The organism is Flavobacterium rakeshii (assembly GCF_009741375.1).
GTDB lineage: Bacteria > Bacteroidota > Bacteroidia > Flavobacteriales > Flavobacteriaceae > Flavobacterium > Flavobacterium rakeshii.
In genome coordinates this window covers 1-17,855 of the sequence record NZ_WOWP01000049.1, presented here as the reverse complement: position 1 = coordinate 17,855, position 17,855 = coordinate 1, and the positions used below count along the sequence as shown (strand labels likewise).

The following is a 17,855-nucleotide window of genomic DNA, read 5'->3' as shown; positions in this document are numbered from 1 at the left end:
TGTTAGATTTGCAAGGTTTTGAGGTCAATTAAACTTTGTACATAGTTTACCTTACTAACTTATTTTTTATGAAAGAAGAAATAAAAGCCTATAATAATGTATTGGAATTAATTGGGAATACACCACTAATTAAGCTCAATAAAGTTACACAAGGGTTAAAAGGAAATTTTTACGCAAAAGTAGAGGCATTTAATCCGGGCCATTCAACCAAAGACAGGATTGCACTATACATCATTGAAGAAGCCGAAAGAAAGGGTATCCTGAAACCGGGAGACACTATTATTGAAACTACTTCGGGGAATACAGGTTTTAGTGTAGCAATGGTTAGCATTATTAAAGGTTATGACTGCATACTGGCAGTTAGCTCTAAATCATCAAGAGATAAAATTGATATGCTTCGCGCCATGGGTGCTAAGGTATATGTTTGCCCGGCAAACGTATCGGCAGATGATCCTCGCTCTTACTACAATGTAGCTAAAAGACTGCATGAGGAGATAAAAGGATCTGTTTATATCAATCAGTACTTTAATGATTTAAATGTAGATGCTCACTTTACTACTACAGGTCCTGAAATTTGGGAACAAACAAACGGGAAAATTACCCACCTTGTTGCCTGTAGCGGAACAGGAGGTACCATATCGGGTGCTGCACGTTATTTAAAACAGCAAAACCCAAATATTAAAATTCTGGGAGTTGATGCTTATGGTTCGGTACTTAAAAAATACCACGAAACTAAAGAGTTTGACAACGAGGAAATTTACCCTTACAGAATTGAAGGTTTAGGTAAAAACCTTATCCCAACCGCAACAGATTTTGATGTTATAGACAAGTTCATAAAAGTATCTGACGAAGATAGTGCCCACACTGCAAGGCATATTGCCAAAACAGAAGGTCTTTTTGTAGGATACACAAGCGGAGCAGCATTACAGGCTGTTAAACAGTATGCTGAAGCTGGTGAATTTGACGAAAACAGTAATGTTATCCTTATATTCCCTGATCATGGTTCACGTTACATGAGCAAGGTATTTAGCGATGAATGGATGAACGAACAGGGCTTCTTTGACAGCATTAACATGGAAGCAACTCAAAAAATAGAGTTCATCAAATAATAATAAGAGATTAGTACCAAAAAGATATCAAAAAGCCATCCTTAACAGGATGGCTTTTTTTGGATGCAGGATATCCGGGACTACTACTTCCCGTATTTTATTATAATATTTATGTGTTTTTTAGTGTAGTGCTAAAAAAACCATCCCGGCTCAGGGGATGGTTTTCACGAAGTGAGTAAAAGTAAGTATAAAAAGGAGGTTATAAAGCTGCCGTGAACTCACCGGTTCCCTGGCGCTTTAAATCCTGTTCTTTTGGGTGTCCGGCAATAACTACTTTGCCCGAACCGCTAATTTTTCCTTTAATGGCTTTGTTACAAACAATATCGGCAGTGCCCGATCCCGATAGGTCAATGTCTACATTGGCACATTCAAGGCGTTTGGCTTCAATATTGCCCGAACCTATAACCTTGCATTTAAAATCCTGAACGGTACCTTTTAGTGTAATATTGCCCGATCCCAATACATAAGCCTCGCTACTGGCGTTAAAAATCCTAAGGTCAATATACCCCGAACCTTCCAGTTGGACCTTTACATTGTTTCTTAGTGCAGCTTTACTGTTTACTGTACCCGATCCTTTTAAATAGATATTGTTTAGTGAAGTGTAATAAGGTACTTTAATTTTTACCTTATTGTTTTTGTGTGCCCTGAAGTTTAAACCTTTTGGCAGGCCTATATACAGGGTGTCGTTACTGTTTTTTACTTCAAGTAGGTTAACAATGTTTTCGCTTCCTTCAAGCGTTAACACGTTATCGTGTTCGTCAGACATAAGGATTACTTCAAACGGACCACTTATTCTAAGTGACTGGTAAGCTGTAATTGTCTTTTCCTGTTTAACATTGTTTCCGTTTCCGGTAATAAGTTCCTGGGTACCCTGTGCGGTACCGGTTAGCAGTGTGAATAACGCTGCTAACAGTAATAACTGTCGTTTCATAATAAAAATTGATTTGATTGATGATGATTGATGATTTTTTTGTCTTATTTAAAGACGATGTACTTCATAAAATGTTACACTTTAATTACTTACTTTATTAATTTCTTCCTAAATTGATGTTGCCATACTGTGATGTTATGTATACTTTGTTGGCTCCGTTTTTCTTGTAGTAACCTTTATAATTGGCACTGGTATTTCGTATATTTTTTTCGGTGAAATTGAGGTTGTTGCTACCTCTTAAGCTACCGTATTGCAGGTCGAACTCAAAATTGTAGGCATAGTTCTCGTTGAAATTGATATTGATATTAGTGTACGTACACATTACAGATACAGAGTTGGTACTTTGTTTAATCTCTTTGATATCAATATTACCATAATTTGCTTTTATGGTAAGAGCCTCGCTTATAGTACCTAATTTAATACCTATATAGTTACTGTTACCGCTAACAAAACCGGCATCTGTTATTTTTATATCGCCATATTCTGAATCAAAAATAATTTTATCTACCTCTTTAATATTGATATTACTGTAAGAGCTTTTAATAAAAGCTTTATAAGCTTTTTCAATTGTAAGATTTGAGTATTCAGCTTTTATTTCACCGTCATATATGTATCCTATATCAGATCCGTTGCAGTACTCCAGTTTGGCAATCACATTATTAAGTTGACTGGCTTGAATATTACCATATTCACATTTTAATTCCGAATGTCCTTTAATATCGCCTAGTACAATGTTACCATACTGGTTATGAAGAACAATACTTCCGTTTTTCGGGATTTTAATGGTATAGTTAATCTCAATATTGGTGCGTGAGTTAGAGCTGCTTATGTCGGTTTTACAGGCAACAAGTCCTTTGGTAGCGTTAAGCCTAACATCTATACCGTTAATTCTTTTATTTACCTGATCTTCATTATTGCCCGATACCTTTATAACCACATCAATACTGGTTTTGCTTTCATTCCAGGTGGTCACATAAATGTTTCCGTACTGGTTACCTACCTCGAGTCCGGCATCCGGATTAACGAGGTATACTTTCTGTATCTTTTTCTCTTTGGTATACTTCCCTTTAACCTGCCCGGCATTCAAGCCAAACGGAATTAAGAGAAGAAAAACCAAAAGTTTAAGCGGTAGTGTTTTCATGGTAGTTCTCTTTAATTTTTTTGATGTTTTCTATACGTGTAAGCACTTCTTCAAGGAAGGATATACGTGTTTGCAGGTTAGTTATCATTGCATGAATAATCTGTTTGTTTTCGCCCTTATCAATAAGCTCATGGGTGAGCTTGTTGTAATCGTCTTCCAGCTTTTTCATTTGTACAAGGGCATCCCTTATAATCATTTCTGTTTCGGGGCTTTTTTCCTTTTCTACTTTTGCCAGTTCTTTTTCTATAATAGAGGCAAAATACATTTGGGTTTCCTGTACTTCGGGCGATACATTTGCCATTTGTTCTTGCGTAGCATCAGTAGTACCGTTATTATTGTACACGCTAAAAATTCCAAACAGTATAAGTATAGCGGCAGCTATAGGCAGTATAAGGGTTAGTGGTGAACGCTTTTTCTTACCCTCCAGTCTGTCTAAAAATCGCTGCTGATGTCCCAGTAGGGGTTCGTGGTTATCCCACTGTCCCTCCAGGTTTTTAAATAGCTCGTTTAAATTTTTATCCTCGTTCATGACATTGCTAATTTTTTTAGCAGGCTCTCTTTAGCTCTGCTAATGGTTGTGCGGCAATTGCCGGCTGTTATCTGCATTATTTCACTTATCTCCTCTTGGTCGTAACCTTCTATGTACAGTAAGGTTAATATTATCCTGTAATTTTCCTTTAACGACGCTATGGCTTGCGAAACCTGTTGCAATTGCAGCTGCTGAAAATCAACTTTAGCCTCCTCACCATTATCGCTGTCTTCCAGTTTATACAGCATGTTGTCTATAGGTTGGGTGGCATCCTTGTTTAATTTTTTGTAGTTGTCCAGGCTATGGTTTACTACAATTTTTTTAAGCCAGGCGCCAAAGGCCACCTCTCCTTTAAACGAATCCAGTTTTGTAAAAGCTTTTAAGAACGATTCCTGCATAACATCTTCGGCCCAATGTTCATCTTTTACAATACGTAATGCAGTGTTGTACATAGCTCTATAGTACATATTATAGACTTCAAACTGCGCATTGCGGTTGCCCGCCTTACATAGTGTAATGAGATGGTTTATATCGGTTTGCGTTCTTTCCAACTTTTGTTTGCCTGGTTTAATATAATGACTGGCAGGATAACCTTATTGTTACAGTTACAATGAAAAAAAGTTTTCTAAATTTAATGATTTTTTAAATTATGCCCGTATTTTCTGCCTTTTCCTGATTGTGACTAACTTGTTTTTAAAGTATATTTACGTTAGAAAATTTTTACATTTTACAGCATGAGGACTATTATTGCCATGGCCGCTTTATTGTGTGCCAACTTTATTAATGCACAGGCATTTAACGGAAAAGGAGATACTAAACTGCAAATAGGGGCTACCGTACAGGATGGTGGTAGCGGTATTGTTGCCACTACTGATTTTGGACTGGCAGATAATCTTTCGTTCGGATTTTCGGCTAGTTATATGCTTTCTGCCGATGATATTTTGGGTCAGGAAGCCGATTTTGGCGACAGAGCCGATGTAAAAGCCCGACTTAACGCCAACATTGGTAACATATTTGGGATAGGGGATCAGTTTGATGTTTACCCGGGGCTTGATTTAGGGTTACGTAATTTTGGCGGACATCTGGGCTTCCGTTACTTTTTCTCAGATGGTTTCGGACTGTATACCGAAGGTGGTATTCCAATCGCTACCTATAAAAGCAACCCCGAAGGTTTTGATAAATACAACAACCAGTTTGTATGGCAAATAGGGGTGTCGTTTAATTTTTAAGAAGATACAACACAATAAAAGCTGCCGATTGGCAGCTTTTATTGTAAATTAATAGTTCTTATATGGAATCAAGATTAATCTATAAATCTAACACAACTTATCTTAATAAGGTTACTTGGGATTTCGTTAATAACGGGAGTGAGTGGTATTTTATAGGGAATGAAAATATTAATGAAGAAAAGATTACAGAGATTGTTAATCAAACTTTTTTAAATAACAGTCTGTATATTGTTTTACGCAGGGATGATTCACATGAAATTCAGAAGTCTTAAATCATAAAAAAAGTAGTAGCTACCTTAAAAGATAGAGATTTTTCGGTTTGGGACAACAAGTTCCATAAAGTAATTCAGTTCAATAAAAACGGAATTTGTCGTGTTGGAACAAGGGGTATCAGTTAAAACATCATAAGATAATAGCTTTTTCAAAATAGAAGTGTAATGCTGGTGCGAGCGTCTCGCTCGTACCGACTAATGTTTTTTTGGCACGAGCGGGACGCTCGCGCCAGCTAGGGGGATTTCGTTTCAATAGCGGTATAGATTGTATTCCTTAATTTTTCAGTTTTTGAAACAATATTCATAATAAACATATTTTGTATGCAGAAGGGAAGATACAAAAAAAGCAACCCTTTAGGGTTGCTTTTTTATATGGTATATAACAGGGAATATTAAGATTCCTGCATAGTATGATACACGTTCATTACGTCGTCATCTTCTTCAATTTTTTCAAGAAGTTTTTCAACGTCTGCCTGTTGCTCTTCGTTAAGCTCTTTAGTTACCTGAGGGATTCTGTCAAATCCTGAAGAAAGGATTTCAAGGCCACGGCTTTCAAGTTCTTTTTGTATAGCACCAAAGCTTTCAAAAGGAGCATACATCATGATGCCATCCTCATCGGCAAAAATTTCCTCAACACCAAAGTCGATCATTTCAAGCTCAAGCTCTTCTACATCCTGACCCTCTGCCGGGATACGGAAGTTACAGGTATGGTCGAACATAAACTCAACCGATCCCTGAGTACCCATAGTACCGTTACATTTATTAAAGTAACTACGAATGTTTGCTACTGTACGGTTATTATTATCGGTAGCTGTTTCTATAAGTATGGCGATACCGTGTGGTGCATAACCTTCAAATAATACCTCTTTAAAGTTAGCGGTATCTTTATCGCTTGCTTTTTTAATTGCTCTCTCAACGTTGTCTTTAGGCATGTTTGCCGCTTTGGCATTTTGTATAACAGCCCTTAAACGTGCGTTGGTCTCAGGGTTTGGACCACCTTCTTTTACAGCAATTACTATATCTTTTCCAATTCTGGTAAACGTTTTGGCCATTGCCGACCAACGTTTCATTTTTCTGGCTTTTCTAAATTCAAACGCTCTTCCCATAAATTAATTTTATTTGGAGGAACAAAAATAAGGTTATTAGCTGTTTTTGCAAAATCTTATTAGGGCTGATTGTAAAAAAAGACGTTATAACTTACTTATTTTCTAAATTATAAATATCAGTAAGTATGTTTATGCCTTCCTTAATGTACGGATTGGTTTTTACCAGCTTTTCGCGGTACTCGTTTGTATTGACCAAAAAGTCGTCATACATAATGCGCTGATAGGTGTCGCGCGGCGTTTTTATGTAGTTTATTTGTAGTTTGTCTTCAAAGGTGCTTATGCTTTTCCAAATGGCATCCATAGTGTGTACATCGTTAAAAACGCCGTCAAAATTAAGGGCAACAGGGGCTTTGTCTTCCTCATACATTTTTTTGATGGTTTTGTTAACCGAAAGTATCTCGTTAAAGTCGGCATCCTGACTTATTCTTTCCCTGCTTTGTTTTATGGCATACTCCCTGTAGTCTAACTTTTCCTTACGGAATTTCAGCCTTACATCAATACTGTCGTTAGCCAGGGCAGTAGCATCGGTATTTTCTCTTGGTAAAAAGTCGTTTAGGTAGGAGGGAATCTCAATATCGGGCACTATGCCTATGTATTGGTTGCTTTTGCCTGTAATGCGGTAAAACTTATCTATGGTAACCTTTACAAAATCGGTAGGGTTATTTTGTTGTAGCTGAAAAATAGTTTGCATGGTAGCCTTACCCATAGTGGTGTTCCCTGCAACAATAGCACGGCCGTAATCCTGCATTACTCCGGTAAAGAATTCACTTGCTGAAGCCGAAAATCCGTTAACCAGTATTACTATAGGTCCGTTATAAATACTGCCTCTAAGGTAGTCTTTAATCACATTGCGCGACCTGTTTCTTCCGGTTACGACTGTTAGCGGACCAAAGTCTATAAACATACCGGCAAGCTTAGTCACTTCTTCCATAGAACCGCCACCGTTAAACTGAAGGTCTATTATGAGTCCGTTTATGTTTTCTTCGTTAAGTTTTGCGATTTCGCGCGCCACATCATCGGCACAGCCATGAAAACTATTCTCATCGCGGGCGGTATAAAAACTGGGTATTTTTACATAACCCATAGGTAGTGTATCGCCAATAACAAAGCTGTAAACCGTATTATCTTCAGATCGCATTACCTTTTTCTCAAGGTTAACAGTGTATACAGTTCCGTCGTTTTTTCTAAGGGTAAGTTCAACCGTTCTGTAGGCATCACTAAACACTATATTGGTTATGGTTTCAAGCGAGGCGCAAGTAACGGGGTATTCGGTATTTTCAGATGCCAATTTGAGTATCTGATCGCCTTTGTCAATCTTTTGGGTTTTATAGGCAGGTCCCCCTGGAACCACTTCCTGTATTATGATTTCCTCATTTTCATTTTGGCTTACATAAATCCCTAATGAATAATTTTCATCGGACACTGCCGATATAAACGTAGATTTTTCGTCGTAATTAAAGTAATTGGTATGCGGATCAAAGTAGGAGCAAAATGCCTCATAAAACCTATGATACATGTTTTGGTCCAGTCCTTCCTTAGGGTTAAGTAATGCTTCGGTTCGGCACATATAGGCATCGGCTATTTTAGCCTTTATGCTGTTTTCCATTGCAGGTATTTGTGCCTTTAGGGAATCGCGGTTTTTGCTTAGTTTGGCAATATCCTCCAGTACATCATACACAATTTTTTTACCTATAAATTTTTTAAGCTGTTCTTTACTGGTACGGTAGGGGAAATGCTCTTTAGAGTAGTAAATAGAATCGGTACTGTTAAGGTTTATTCCGTCGTAAACAATTTCACTGATGATGTCGGTATTACGTTCCAGGGCTGTTTTGTATACCGAAACAAAATCGGTAAAAAAGGAACAGTCGTTCCCTGTAATGTAATCGTCTATTTTGTATTTGTGTTTGGAAAGCAGGTCAACCTCTTCCTGTAGCAGGAGCATACGGTTATCGTCCATTTCCCGCATAACCCTATTAAAAACCTAAGCCGACAGGCTATCGTCTGTCGGCTTAGGATTAAAATGTTCGCTTTGTAAAAGCGCGTTTATATTGTAAAACACACTGCAGGCCTGCTCGTGTTTTTGTGCCCCTGCAAGCAGAGGGAACAAACAGGCTATCGCTAGTATGTTTTTCATAGGCCTTTACTTTTTGTAGAAAGGAAGCTTCACCACTTTTGCGGCTACATCATTCTTCCTTATCCTGATGTAAATTTCGCTGTCTGGTGCAGCATAGGCAGTTGGCACATAGCCTAACCCGATACCTTTACCAAGAGATGGTGCCATGGTGCCCGATGTTACTATACCTATTACATTACCGTCTTTATCTGTAATTTCATAATCATGTCTTGGTATACCTCTTTCGGTTAACTCAAAACCAACAAGTTTTCTGCTAACGCCTTCTTCTTTTTGTTTTTTGATGGCTTCGCTGTTAGTGAAATCTTTAGTGAACTTAGTGATCCAGCCAAGACCGGCCTCAATAGGTGAAGTGGTATCGTTAATATCGTTACCATACAGGCAAAAGCCCATTTCCAGTCTAAGAGTATCGCGGGCAGCAAGTCCTATTGGTTTAATACCATAAGCAGCACCTGCTTCAAACACCTTGTTCCAAACTTGTTCAATATCGGAATTTTTTACGTAAATTTCAAATCCTCCGCTACCGGTATATCCTGTTGCAGAAACAATTACGTCGCTAACACCAGCAAAATCGGCTACTTCAAAGTGATAATATTTAATTTCTGTAAGGTTTACAGAAGTTAAAGACTGCATAGCTTCGGCAGCTTTAGGTCCCTGTATAGCCAGTAGAGAATAGTTTTCTGAAGCGTTTTCCATAGTAGCGCCTACATCGTTTTTACCCGAAATCCAGTTCCAGTCTTTCTCAATGTTAGAAGCGTTTACTACTAAAAGGTATTTTTCTTCTCCCATTTTGTAAACAATAAGGTCATCTACAATACCACCATCTTCGTTAGGAAGGCAAGAGTATTGAGCACGCCCTACAGTTAGGGTAGAAGCATCGTTTGTTGTAACTTTTTGAATAAGTGCAAGGGCATTTGGCCCGGTGATGAAAAATTCACCCATGTGAGATACATCAAAAACTCCCACACCGTTCCTTACGGTTTCGTGTTCTACATTTACCCCTTCATATTGTACAGGCATGTTGTATCCTGCAAATGGTACCATTTTAGCCCCAAGGCCTTCGTGTATGTGCGTTAGCGCAGTATTTTTCATCTAGAATAATAATAAAGTTTCAACGGCGCTAATTTATTGAAAAAAATGCACTAACGGTGTGCTATTTTCAGGAAATACAAATTATTTCACAATTTTTGGCTTTAATATTAAATGAATATGCATTGTTGTAATTAAAACAATTACTTTATATACATATCCAAACTAGGATATAGTAAAGTTATCTCATAAGGATCATGCTCCATTTTGTACACTTTTGCATCTTTATCAATAGAAATATAGTTCCCATCTCCTAAATCTTCAATTACATAGTATATATGATTGTCTAAATTTATTTTAAATGTTTCTTTCACTACTATTTTGCCTTTGAGTATATTATTCAATTCTAGTAAATCTGAATCTTCATAATCTATTCGCTCTATATTTTTTGTGTTAATTTGGAGGCTATTAATTTTAAGTATACTCCGTTTTGAACAAGCCAGTCTGATTATTATACCATTTGAAACATCTATTTTTAATTCCTGATTGTCTATGTATATTTTTTTTAAAAGAAAATTTCCTTTACTACAGTTTTTCTTGTAGAGTAATGAATTCAATTTTAAACCATACCAATTTTCATCAGTATCTTTATATTTTCTAATACCTAATATAAATTCGTTATTCAACTGAATAGATAAATACTGATACTCTTTAGGTAAAGAATTTAAAATTTTTTGTAAAAAGAATATAACATCTTTGCTGGATGTAGACCTAAATATATGAATCATGTATAACCTTTTTTTATTAAACTGATGCATTAGATTACTAACTATAACCAGAGCATTTTACTTATACGAATTGAATATACATTGTTAAATTAAAACCTTCTATTTGGTAAACTAATTATACTCATCGCTGGTACGAGCACTTTTTGTATTAATTAAAATTACATTTTTAGCACGAGCGGGACGCTCGTGCCAGCAGTGTGTACATACTTAAACTTCAAGTTAAATATTTGTTTTATCTGCCTGCTATGTAAAAGCATTATTATAAATTTACTTAGTAAAAGTAGTACTAATATACCATAAACCATGAAAATTTTTGACGTTGCAGCAAACAGGGAAGCCGACAGGGTAACTGTAGAACGACAGGGTATAACTTACTACGAGCTTATGGAAAGGGCAGGGACAGAGGTGTTCCTGTGGTTAAAACGTAATTTCCCTGATAAGGAAACGCTTTTTCATGTAATATGCGGACAGGGTAATAACGGTGGTGACGGACTGGTAGTTGCCCGCCTACTGTATGAGTCCAAATACCGCGTTGTACTCGATATACTGGAAGATGCCGGTAAACCAACCCCTGATTTTACGGCTAACCTAAAGCGTATTAATAAGGACGGAATTAAATACAATAACAAAGAGATATACCAGTATACCGATGGTAAGCTGGTGGTGATAGATGCCATTTTCGGGATTGGGCTTAGCCGTGAGCCGGAAGGTTCGGTTAAAGAAATGATCGAAAAAATTAACCACAGTAATGCTTATGTGGTTTCTATAGATGTGCCTTCGGGGGTGTTTATGGACAGGAAAACAAATTTTGCGGTACACAGTGATGCCGTGTTGACTTTCCAGCAGCCCAAGCTTTCGTTTTATCTTTCAGATAATTACCAGTATCTAAAAAAAGTAGAGATACTGGATATAGGGTTAGACAGAGGTTTTATTAATACTGTTGAAACCAACTATTACCTTACTGATGGTTTTGAAGCACACAAACGCTACATACCTATAGATCCCTTTACGCACAAGGGTAAACAGGGACACGCGATTATTATTGGTGGTAGCTATGGTAAAATAGGGGCGGTATGCCTTGCAGCGAAGTCGGCATTAAAATCAGGTTGCGGACTCATAACGGCCTATCTGCCCAAATGTGGTTATGTAGTGATACAAACAGCCTTCCCCGAAGCAATGGCAATAACCGATGGTGACGAACATATTACACATATCAATTTTGATTTTGAACCCAAAGCAATAGGTATAGGCCCGGGGATGGGACAGCATCCCGAAACCCAAAAAGCTTTCCATGATTTTTTAATTCGGTATAAACACCCGTTAGTTATAGATGCCGACGGACTAAACATACTTTCCTATAATAAAGAGTGGCTGGAACTACTTCCTGAAAATACCATACTTACTCCGCACCCCAAAGAACTGGAACGTTTAATGGGGGCTTGGAATGACGGCTTTGACAAAATAGAGAAAATGAAAGTTTTTTGTAAAAAGTACCATGTAATACTCGTAGCTAAGGATGCCCGTACTATGGTGGTATATGGTAATGAGGTACACATAAACGCATCGGGTAATGCTGCACTGGCAACGGGCGGGAGCGGCGATACACTTACAGGGATTATTACCGGATTATTGGCACAGGGTTACACTGCTGCCGATGCTGCCGTGTTTGGAGTATACCTGCACGGACTCACAGCAGATATTGCCCTGCCGAAAACCGGAATGCAGGCTTTCACTGCATCTATGATACCCGATTATATAGGGAAAGCCTATCATGAAATCGAATCAAATCATCCTTAATATTGAAAAGTTGATAAAAATCTTGTTTTTTAAATAAGGTTTAGTGAATTTTGGGGCTTCAATTCAAGTTATAAATGGAAACTATACATTATATAAGCAGCGACCTGCTTTCTATTGAAGTCGTAAACGAAATTATTACTCAGGGAAAAAAACTGGAGCTTAGCGAAGAAGGTAGGCTTAACATTGAAAAATGCCGAACGTACCTTGATGAAAAAATGAAATCGCACAGTGACCCTATTTATGGAATAAATACAGGGTTTGGTTCATTATATAATGTAAAAATATCTAACGAAAACCTTTCTAAACTACAGGAGAACCTTGTAAAATCACATGCTTGTGGTACAGGGGAGGAAGTGCCTCAGGAAATCGTTAAGATTATGCTTCTTTTAAAAATACAGTCGTTAAGCTACGGACATTCGGGCGTTCAGCTTGAAACCGTACAAAGGCTTATCGATTTTTACAATAACGATGTTTTACCGGTTGTTTACAATCAGGGATCTCTTGGAGCATCGGGCGACCTTGCTCCGTTGGCACACCTTTCATTACCATTATTAGGTGAGGGAGAGGTAAATATGGACGGTTTCCGTCAGCCTGCTTCAAAAGTATTGGAGAAAATGGGGTGGAAGCCTATTGTGCTTAAATCTAAAGAGGGACTTGCATTGTTAAACGGTACTCAGTTTATGAGTTCATACGGTGTGTATGTACTGCTTAAATCAATTAAGTACTCTTACCTTGCCGATGTTATTGGTGCTATCTCCCTTGAAGGTTTTGACGGAAGAATAGAACCGTTTAACGAACTTATCCACATGGTGCGCCCTCATAAAGGACAAATTGTAACAGCACAACGTTTTAACCAGTTGCTTGAGGATAGTGAGATTATAGCACACCCTAAACAACACGTTCAGGATCCGTATTCGTTCCGTTGTATACCACAGGTACACGGTGCTACAAAAGACACTATTGATTATGTGAAAAAGGTATTCCGTACCGAAATTAATTCGGTTACCGATAACCCAAATATATTTATTGACAGCGACCAGATTATATCGGGAGGAAACTTTCACGGTCAGCCACTGGCATTAACGCTTGACTTTTTAGGTATAGCCCTGTCTGAACTGGGTAGTATTTCAGAAAGAAGAACGTATCAGTTAATATCAGGCCTGCGTGGATTACCACCATTCCTTGTGGCAAACCCGGGCCTTAACTCGGGCTTTATGATTCCGCAGTACACTGCAGCAAGTATTGTAAGCCAGAATAAGCAGTTATGTACCCCTGCAAGTGCCGATAGTATAGTATCGAGCAACGGGCAGGAAGACCACGTGAGTATGGGAGCTAATGCTGCTACAAAAGCACTTAGAATTATAGAAAACCTGGAGCGTATACTTGCCATAGAGCTTATGAATGCCTCTCAGGCTATTGAATTTAGAAGACCGCTTAAATCAAGCGACTTTATAGAAATGTTCCTTAAGTCCTACAGGGAAGAAGTTCCGCTAGTGGAAGACGACAGAATACTACACTATGATATTGAGAATACTATAGCCTTCTTAAATAACATGCAAATAGACGAAACTGTAACAGACTAATATAAAAAAGCCTCCTTGATTAAGGAGGCTTTTTTATTGAATTAATCAGTAATTTCTACTTATATTACTTAACTAAACAATTTTAGTATTATAGTGATTAATATAGCAAAACAAAGCCTTGTAAAGCAGTGTTTTAAAAAGACTTTTATTTTATCGGTTTTTATCCTTACAAGTTCATTTACTTTTGGGCAAAATGCTTTTGAGATTCAAAAGTTACAGGATTTTGCAAAGTTGTATGGTGTTGTTCGTTACTTTCACCCCAGTGATGAAGCTTCGTTGATTGACTGGAAAGCTTTTGCTGTACATGGAGTAAATGAGATATCTAAAGCCAAAACAAAACAGGATTTTAAAGAAAAGCTTAATGAACTTTTTTTACCTGTAGCTCCGTCAATTTCATTTACTAATAATTTTTATAAATGGGGTAGTGAAGCAAAATATCCTGTTTACTGGATACATAACGGATTAGGACTGGATACTAATAGTAGTAACATGTATTCTGGTGAAAGATTTAATAAAACAAGAGCTAATTTCAGTTTAAAAAGTGCAGGACTTTTTCTGCCTTTTAATATAGAAAAAGGTAAAGCTATAAAACTGGTTTATGAGGTAAATACTAAAGGCTTTTCTTCTGGTATTATTAAGCTTTTTGATAAAAATAATAAACTGATTACTCATGCTGTTAACAGTAAAATTTCAAACACAGGCGGGCAATGGGAGACTAGGGAGCTTTTAATAAATAATTTTAATAATTTAAGTAGACTCTTAATAGGTTTGTTTTCTGAAGAAGGAGACAGTTCTTTCAGAAATTTAAAACTTACAGTAACAAATGTAAATAATGAGACCACTACTGTAAATTTACCTTTGTTTACATATAAAAATTGGTTTGCAGAACCCAAAGCCGACTACCTGATTAGGAAAGAAAATCAATTGACAGTTTTAGGTATGGCTCGTAGTGAACAATTGCGTAAAACAGAAGATAACCTGCCTTTAAACCCGTTTTTTACATTGCATTTAAGTATTGGAGATGTAATTGTCCCTACTGTTGTATATGCTAATAAAGAGCAAACATTACCTATTGTTAAATCACAGTTATTTGAGAGGCTTCAAAATAAAATAGCTTCAATCGATAAAAATGAATTTAATACTAATGTATCTATAGCAAACATTGTTGTTTTATGGAATGCTTTCAGGCATTTCTACCCTTACTTTAATGAAGTTAATTTAGATTGGGATGCTCTTTTATCTTTTGGGCTAGAAAACGCTTTTAATAGCAGTACGAAAAATGAGCATAGTTTAACGCTGGAAAAGTTTACTGAGAAATTTAAAGATGCGCATATAAATGTAAGAAATAAAGATATAGATACTCCTATTGATGATGTATATGCTACACCTGTAAAATTTACGATTAATGATGGTGAATTAACTGTAAAGAATTTATTACATGGAGTTTCGGGTCTTGAAAAAGGTGATGTTATAAAAGAAATAAACGGTATTCCTGTCAATAGATTTTTAGATAGTATTTCGCAGTATATATCGGGAAGTAAACAATGGAAGGAGGTAAGACTGCTTGAGAGGTTAAATTTTGGGCTTAAAGATTCTCATATAAATGTAAAAACAACTCTTGGTAAAGAAATGATTTTAGAGCGCAATGTTTCTTACAGCAGGAACTTAGATTTTTACAGTAAGGCAGGTACTCATGATAAATACAAAGAAATTAACAGTAGTATTTTTTATATAAACCTTAATCAGTTAAGTAGTAAAGAGGTTGATTCGCTTATACCAACAATTAATAACTATAAAGGCCTTATTATAGACCTTAGAGGATATCCAAAAGACAGGTTTCATAGAATACTGAGTTATTTACAGGTTTCAGATACTGCTAAATGGATGTGCAGGCAAAGGTTTTTGGAGCCTGAATTTAATAATATTGAGGAATACTGTAGCGGGTATGGACTTAACAGGCATAAATCAAAAACAGTTTTAAAAACCAAAAACGTGTTACTTGTTGATAAAACTACTTTAAGCAATGCAGAGTTTTTAGCGCAATACATTAAGCATTATAATTTGGCAACAGTTATAGGTAAGCCTACAGCAGGTGCTAATGGAAATGTAAACAGTATTGCACTTTTAGGTAATTTTAGAGTTTCATTTACCGGAATGAAAGTTAAAAACCCCGATGGGAGTCAGTTTCACTCAATAGGGGTAATCCCTGATGTTTTAGTTATTGAGTCTGTAACAGATATTAAACAGGATAATGATGCGTTTATTAATGAAGCTATTAAAACATTAACTCATTAATTATTAGTATTTAGAAACAAAGTTTTAAAATACCCTAAAAGGGTATTTTTTTGTTTTTATCCAAAAGATATTTGGATGAAGAGGTAAAAGTATATTCTCTTACGTATAAATACCTGTTATTTAAAAATAGGTAATTCTACTCTAAAATTAACAAAATCAAAAAATTATATTCGCGAACGCTTTCTTTTTTGTTTAAAATAAGTTGAGCCTTAACTAAATAAAATATGTTAATAAAAACTTAAATTTAATGTAGGCTTGTTGTATATTAGCCTGTCCAAAAAATACAATTAAATATATTTACAATGAAAAAAATATTACTATTTTTAGCATTATTGCTTTTTATGAATGCCCGGGGACAATGCCCGGGAGACACACAAACTCCTTATGCAGGTGTACCTTCAGGTTCAATTAATGTCAGTCAGGCAGGAAGAACTACAACTTACTCAAATATTAACCTTAATGGAACTGGTACAAACGAAGCCTTTGTAGCAGCAGGAGCAACCGTTACTTTTTCATATGATTATTCTATGCAATATAATGCTGGAGGCGAATGCCCTGGGTGTGTTACACAGCATTATTTAGGTATTAATAATATCTTTTCTGAGTGTCATAGCTTAGATCCATTTTCAGGTCCAATTTCAGGTTCAAAATCGTTGTCTTTTACAGCACCAACAACTCCGGGATCTTATTATATAACACAAAGAGCAACTTGGGAATTTTTTTGTGATGGGCTTTTAACAGGCTTCAATCCTAATAATTCTTATGCTGCTGTGGCAGTTATCCACGTTGGCGGAACACCTACTTTAATTCCACCTGCAAATGTTGTAGTTAATGGTTCTGGTAGTTGTATAACGCAAATAAACCGTATTAGGATTTTAGCGGGAGATAATTGTACAGATCCTGTTACAATAACTTATAATATTACAGGAGCTACAACAGCTTCGGGGACAGGTGATGCAAGTGGAACAATTTTTAATAATGGAGTTAGTACGGTTACTTATACAGTAACAGATTCTTCATCAAATGTGTCAACAACATCATTTACGGTTACTGTTAATGGGCCTGAGGCTTCAATAACTGCTCAAAATAATATAACAACATGTAATGGTGATAACACTGGTTCTGCTACAGTTACTATTACAAATGGTACACCTCCATATTCCTATTCATGGAGTGATGGTCAAACAACACCTACAGCTATAAATTTGGCAGCAGGAAATCATACCGTTACTTTTACTGATGGTAATGGATGCGGAACATTAAATGTAACTATTACTGAGCCAGATGCTATAACAGTAACAGCAGCTACAACCCAGGTTGATGTACTTTGTAATGGAGCTGCTACAGGTAGTGCTACTATAGATGTAACAGGCGGTACAGGGGCATATACTTACTTATGGGATGATAGTAATGCACAAACTACAGCAACTGCAACAGGTTTAACCGCAGGGACTTATTCAGTAGTTGTTACCGATGTTAACAATTGTACTTATACACATAATTTTACTATTGATGAGCCAGATGCTATAACAGCAACAGCAGCTACAACCCAGATTGATGTACTTTGTAATGGAGCTGCTACAGGTAGTGCTACTATAGATGTAACAGGCGGTACAGATGCTTATACATACTTATGGGATGATATCAACGCACAAACTACAGCAACTGCAACAGGTTTAACCGCAGGAACTTATTCAGTAGTTGTTACCGATGTTAATAATTGTACTTATACACATAATTTTACCATTACTGAGCCAGATGCTATAACAGCAACAGCAGCTACAACCCAGGTTGATGTACTTTGTAATGGTGAAGCAACTGGTAGTGCTACTATAGATGTAACAGGCGGTACAGGTGCTTATACATACTTATGGGATGATATCAACGCACAAACTACAGCAACTGCAACAGGTTT

Annotated in this window: 15 protein-coding genes and 1 pseudogene; 6 read left to right on the top strand and 10 right to left on the bottom strand. The window is 36.7% G+C overall.

The genetic code is table 11. The features are described from left to right. Window positions 1-68: 68 nt before the first annotated feature. Window positions 69-1,109, top strand: a complete 1,041-nt coding sequence (locus GN157_RS12350) for a PLP-dependent cysteine synthase family protein (protein WP_157483699.1) — start codon at window positions 69-71, stop codon at window positions 1,107-1,109. Between the two features lie 199 nt (window positions 1,110-1,308). Here GN157_RS12350 and GN157_RS12345 read toward each other — a convergent pair whose 3' ends face one another. The 4 genes from GN157_RS12345 to GN157_RS12330 all read right to left on the bottom strand — a co-directional run bounded on the left by GN157_RS12345 (window position 1,309) and on the right by GN157_RS12330 (window position 4,261). Further along, on the bottom strand, window positions 1,309-2,040 hold the full coding sequence (locus GN157_RS12345) for a head GIN domain-containing protein (protein ID WP_157483698.1): 732 nt from the start codon (window positions 2,038-2,040) through the stop codon (window positions 1,309-1,311). A 97-nt stretch (window positions 2,041-2,137) separates the two neighbouring features. Continuing rightward, complete coding sequence (locus GN157_RS12340; protein ID WP_157483697.1) at window positions 2,138-3,181, bottom strand: DUF4097 family beta strand repeat-containing protein; 1,044 nt, start codon at window positions 3,179-3,181, stop codon at window positions 2,138-2,140. Beyond that, window positions 3,162-3,710, bottom strand: coding sequence for a hypothetical protein (locus tag GN157_RS12335; RefSeq protein WP_157483696.1), 549 nt, complete (start codon window positions 3,708-3,710; stop codon window positions 3,162-3,164). Before GN157_RS12335 ends, GN157_RS12340 begins: the two co-directional genes overlap by 20 nt. Beyond that, entirely contained in the window at window positions 3,707-4,261 is a 555-nt protein-coding gene (locus GN157_RS12330) for an RNA polymerase sigma factor (RefSeq protein WP_231749130.1), read from the bottom strand. Before GN157_RS12330 ends, GN157_RS12335 begins: the two co-directional genes overlap by 4 nt. Window positions 4,262-4,444: 183 nt before the next feature. On the opposite strand from GN157_RS12330, the gene GN157_RS12325 reads away from it, so the two are divergent. Then, window positions 4,445-4,939, top strand: coding sequence for a DUF6646 family protein (locus GN157_RS12325; protein ID WP_157483695.1), 495 nt, complete (start codon window positions 4,445-4,447; stop codon window positions 4,937-4,939). Between the two features lie 664 nt (window positions 4,940-5,603). Here GN157_RS12325 and GN157_RS12320 read toward each other — a convergent pair. From GN157_RS12320 to GN157_RS12300, 6 genes and pseudogenes are all read right to left on the bottom strand, one after another. Continuing rightward, window positions 5,604-6,317 carry a YebC/PmpR family DNA-binding transcriptional regulator gene (locus GN157_RS12320; protein ID WP_157483694.1) on the bottom strand — a complete coding sequence of 238 codons (714 nt, stop codon included), beginning with the start codon at window positions 6,315-6,317 and terminating at the stop codon, window positions 5,604-5,606. A gap of 91 nt (window positions 6,318-6,408) precedes the next feature. Next, window positions 6,409-7,455, bottom strand: a complete 1,047-nt coding sequence (locus tag GN157_RS18040) for a S41 family peptidase (RefSeq protein WP_394350073.1) — start codon at window positions 7,453-7,455, stop codon at window positions 6,409-6,411. 159 nt (window positions 7,456-7,614) lie between these two features. Further along, window positions 7,615-8,286, bottom strand: a pseudogene (locus GN157_RS18035) (PDZ domain-containing protein); the annotation flags it as partial. Window positions 8,287-8,298: 12 nt separating this feature from the next. Continuing rightward, window positions 8,299-8,451, bottom strand: coding sequence for a hypothetical protein (locus tag GN157_RS12310; protein ID WP_157483692.1), 153 nt, complete (start codon window positions 8,449-8,451; stop codon window positions 8,299-8,301). Between the two features lie 6 nt (window positions 8,452-8,457). Continuing rightward, complete coding sequence (gene gcvT / locus GN157_RS12305) at window positions 8,458-9,540, bottom strand: glycine cleavage system aminomethyltransferase GcvT (protein WP_157483691.1); 1,083 nt, start codon at window positions 9,538-9,540, stop codon at window positions 8,458-8,460. Window positions 9,541-9,680: 140 nt separating this feature from the next. Continuing rightward, entirely contained in the window at window positions 9,681-10,265 is a 585-nt protein-coding gene (locus GN157_RS12300; protein ID WP_157483690.1) for an SMI1/KNR4 family protein, read from the bottom strand. A 303-nt stretch (window positions 10,266-10,568) separates the two neighbouring features. Between GN157_RS12300 and GN157_RS12295 the strand changes: the two genes are divergently transcribed. The 4 genes from GN157_RS12295 to GN157_RS12280 all read left to right on the top strand — a co-directional run. Then, on the top strand, window positions 10,569-12,062 hold the full coding sequence (locus GN157_RS12295) for an NAD(P)H-hydrate dehydratase (RefSeq protein WP_157483689.1): 1,494 nt from the start codon (window positions 10,569-10,571) through the stop codon (window positions 12,060-12,062). Window positions 12,063-12,136: 74 nt separating this feature from the next. Next, window positions 12,137-13,645, top strand: a complete 1,509-nt coding sequence (hutH, locus tag GN157_RS12290; RefSeq protein WP_157483688.1) for a histidine ammonia-lyase — start codon at window positions 12,137-12,139, stop codon at window positions 13,643-13,645. 93 nt (window positions 13,646-13,738) lie between these two features. After that, a complete protein-coding gene (locus tag GN157_RS18030; protein WP_157483687.1) occupies window positions 13,739-15,940 on the top strand; it encodes a S41 family peptidase in 2,202 nt (733 codons plus the stop codon). Between the two features lie 302 nt (window positions 15,941-16,242). Continuing rightward, window positions 16,243-17,855, top strand: a 1,613-nt coding sequence (locus tag GN157_RS12280) for a SprB repeat-containing protein (RefSeq protein WP_197429447.1), incomplete at its 3' end; no start/stop codon positions are given.

Coding starts and splice junctions, on each gene's coding strand:
- GN157_RS12300 (WP_157483690.1), bottom strand. CDS start 10,265: ATGATTCATATATTTAGGTCTACATCCAGCAAAGATGTTATATTCTTT.
- GN157_RS12325 (WP_157483695.1), top strand. CDS start 4,445: ATGAGGACTATTATTGCCATGGCCGCTTTATTGTGTGCCAACTTTATT.
- GN157_RS18040 (WP_394350073.1), bottom strand. CDS start 7,455: ATGCGATCTGAAGATAATACGGTTTACAGCTTTGTTATTGGCGATACA.
- GN157_RS12310 (WP_157483692.1), bottom strand. CDS start 8,451: ATGAAAAACATACTAGCGATAGCCTGTTTGTTCCCTCTGCTTGCAGGG.
- hutH (WP_157483688.1), top strand. CDS start 12,137: ATGGAAACTATACATTATATAAGCAGCGACCTGCTTTCTATTGAAGTC.
- gcvT (WP_157483691.1), bottom strand. CDS start 9,540: ATGAAAAATACTGCGCTAACGCACATACACGAAGGCCTTGGGGCTAAA.
- GN157_RS12350 (WP_157483699.1), top strand. CDS start 69: ATGAAAGAAGAAATAAAAGCCTATAATAATGTATTGGAATTAATTGGG.
- GN157_RS12320 (WP_157483694.1), bottom strand. CDS start 6,317: ATGGGAAGAGCGTTTGAATTTAGAAAAGCCAGAAAAATGAAACGTTGG.
- GN157_RS12335 (WP_157483696.1), bottom strand. CDS start 3,710: ATGAACGAGGATAAAAATTTAAACGAGCTATTTAAAAACCTGGAGGGA.
- GN157_RS12345 (WP_157483698.1), bottom strand. CDS start 2,040: ATGAAACGACAGTTATTACTGTTAGCAGCGTTATTCACACTGCTAACC.
- GN157_RS12295 (WP_157483689.1), top strand. CDS start 10,569: ATGAAAATTTTTGACGTTGCAGCAAACAGGGAAGCCGACAGGGTAACT.
- GN157_RS12340 (WP_157483697.1), bottom strand. CDS start 3,181: ATGAAAACACTACCGCTTAAACTTTTGGTTTTTCTTCTCTTAATTCCG.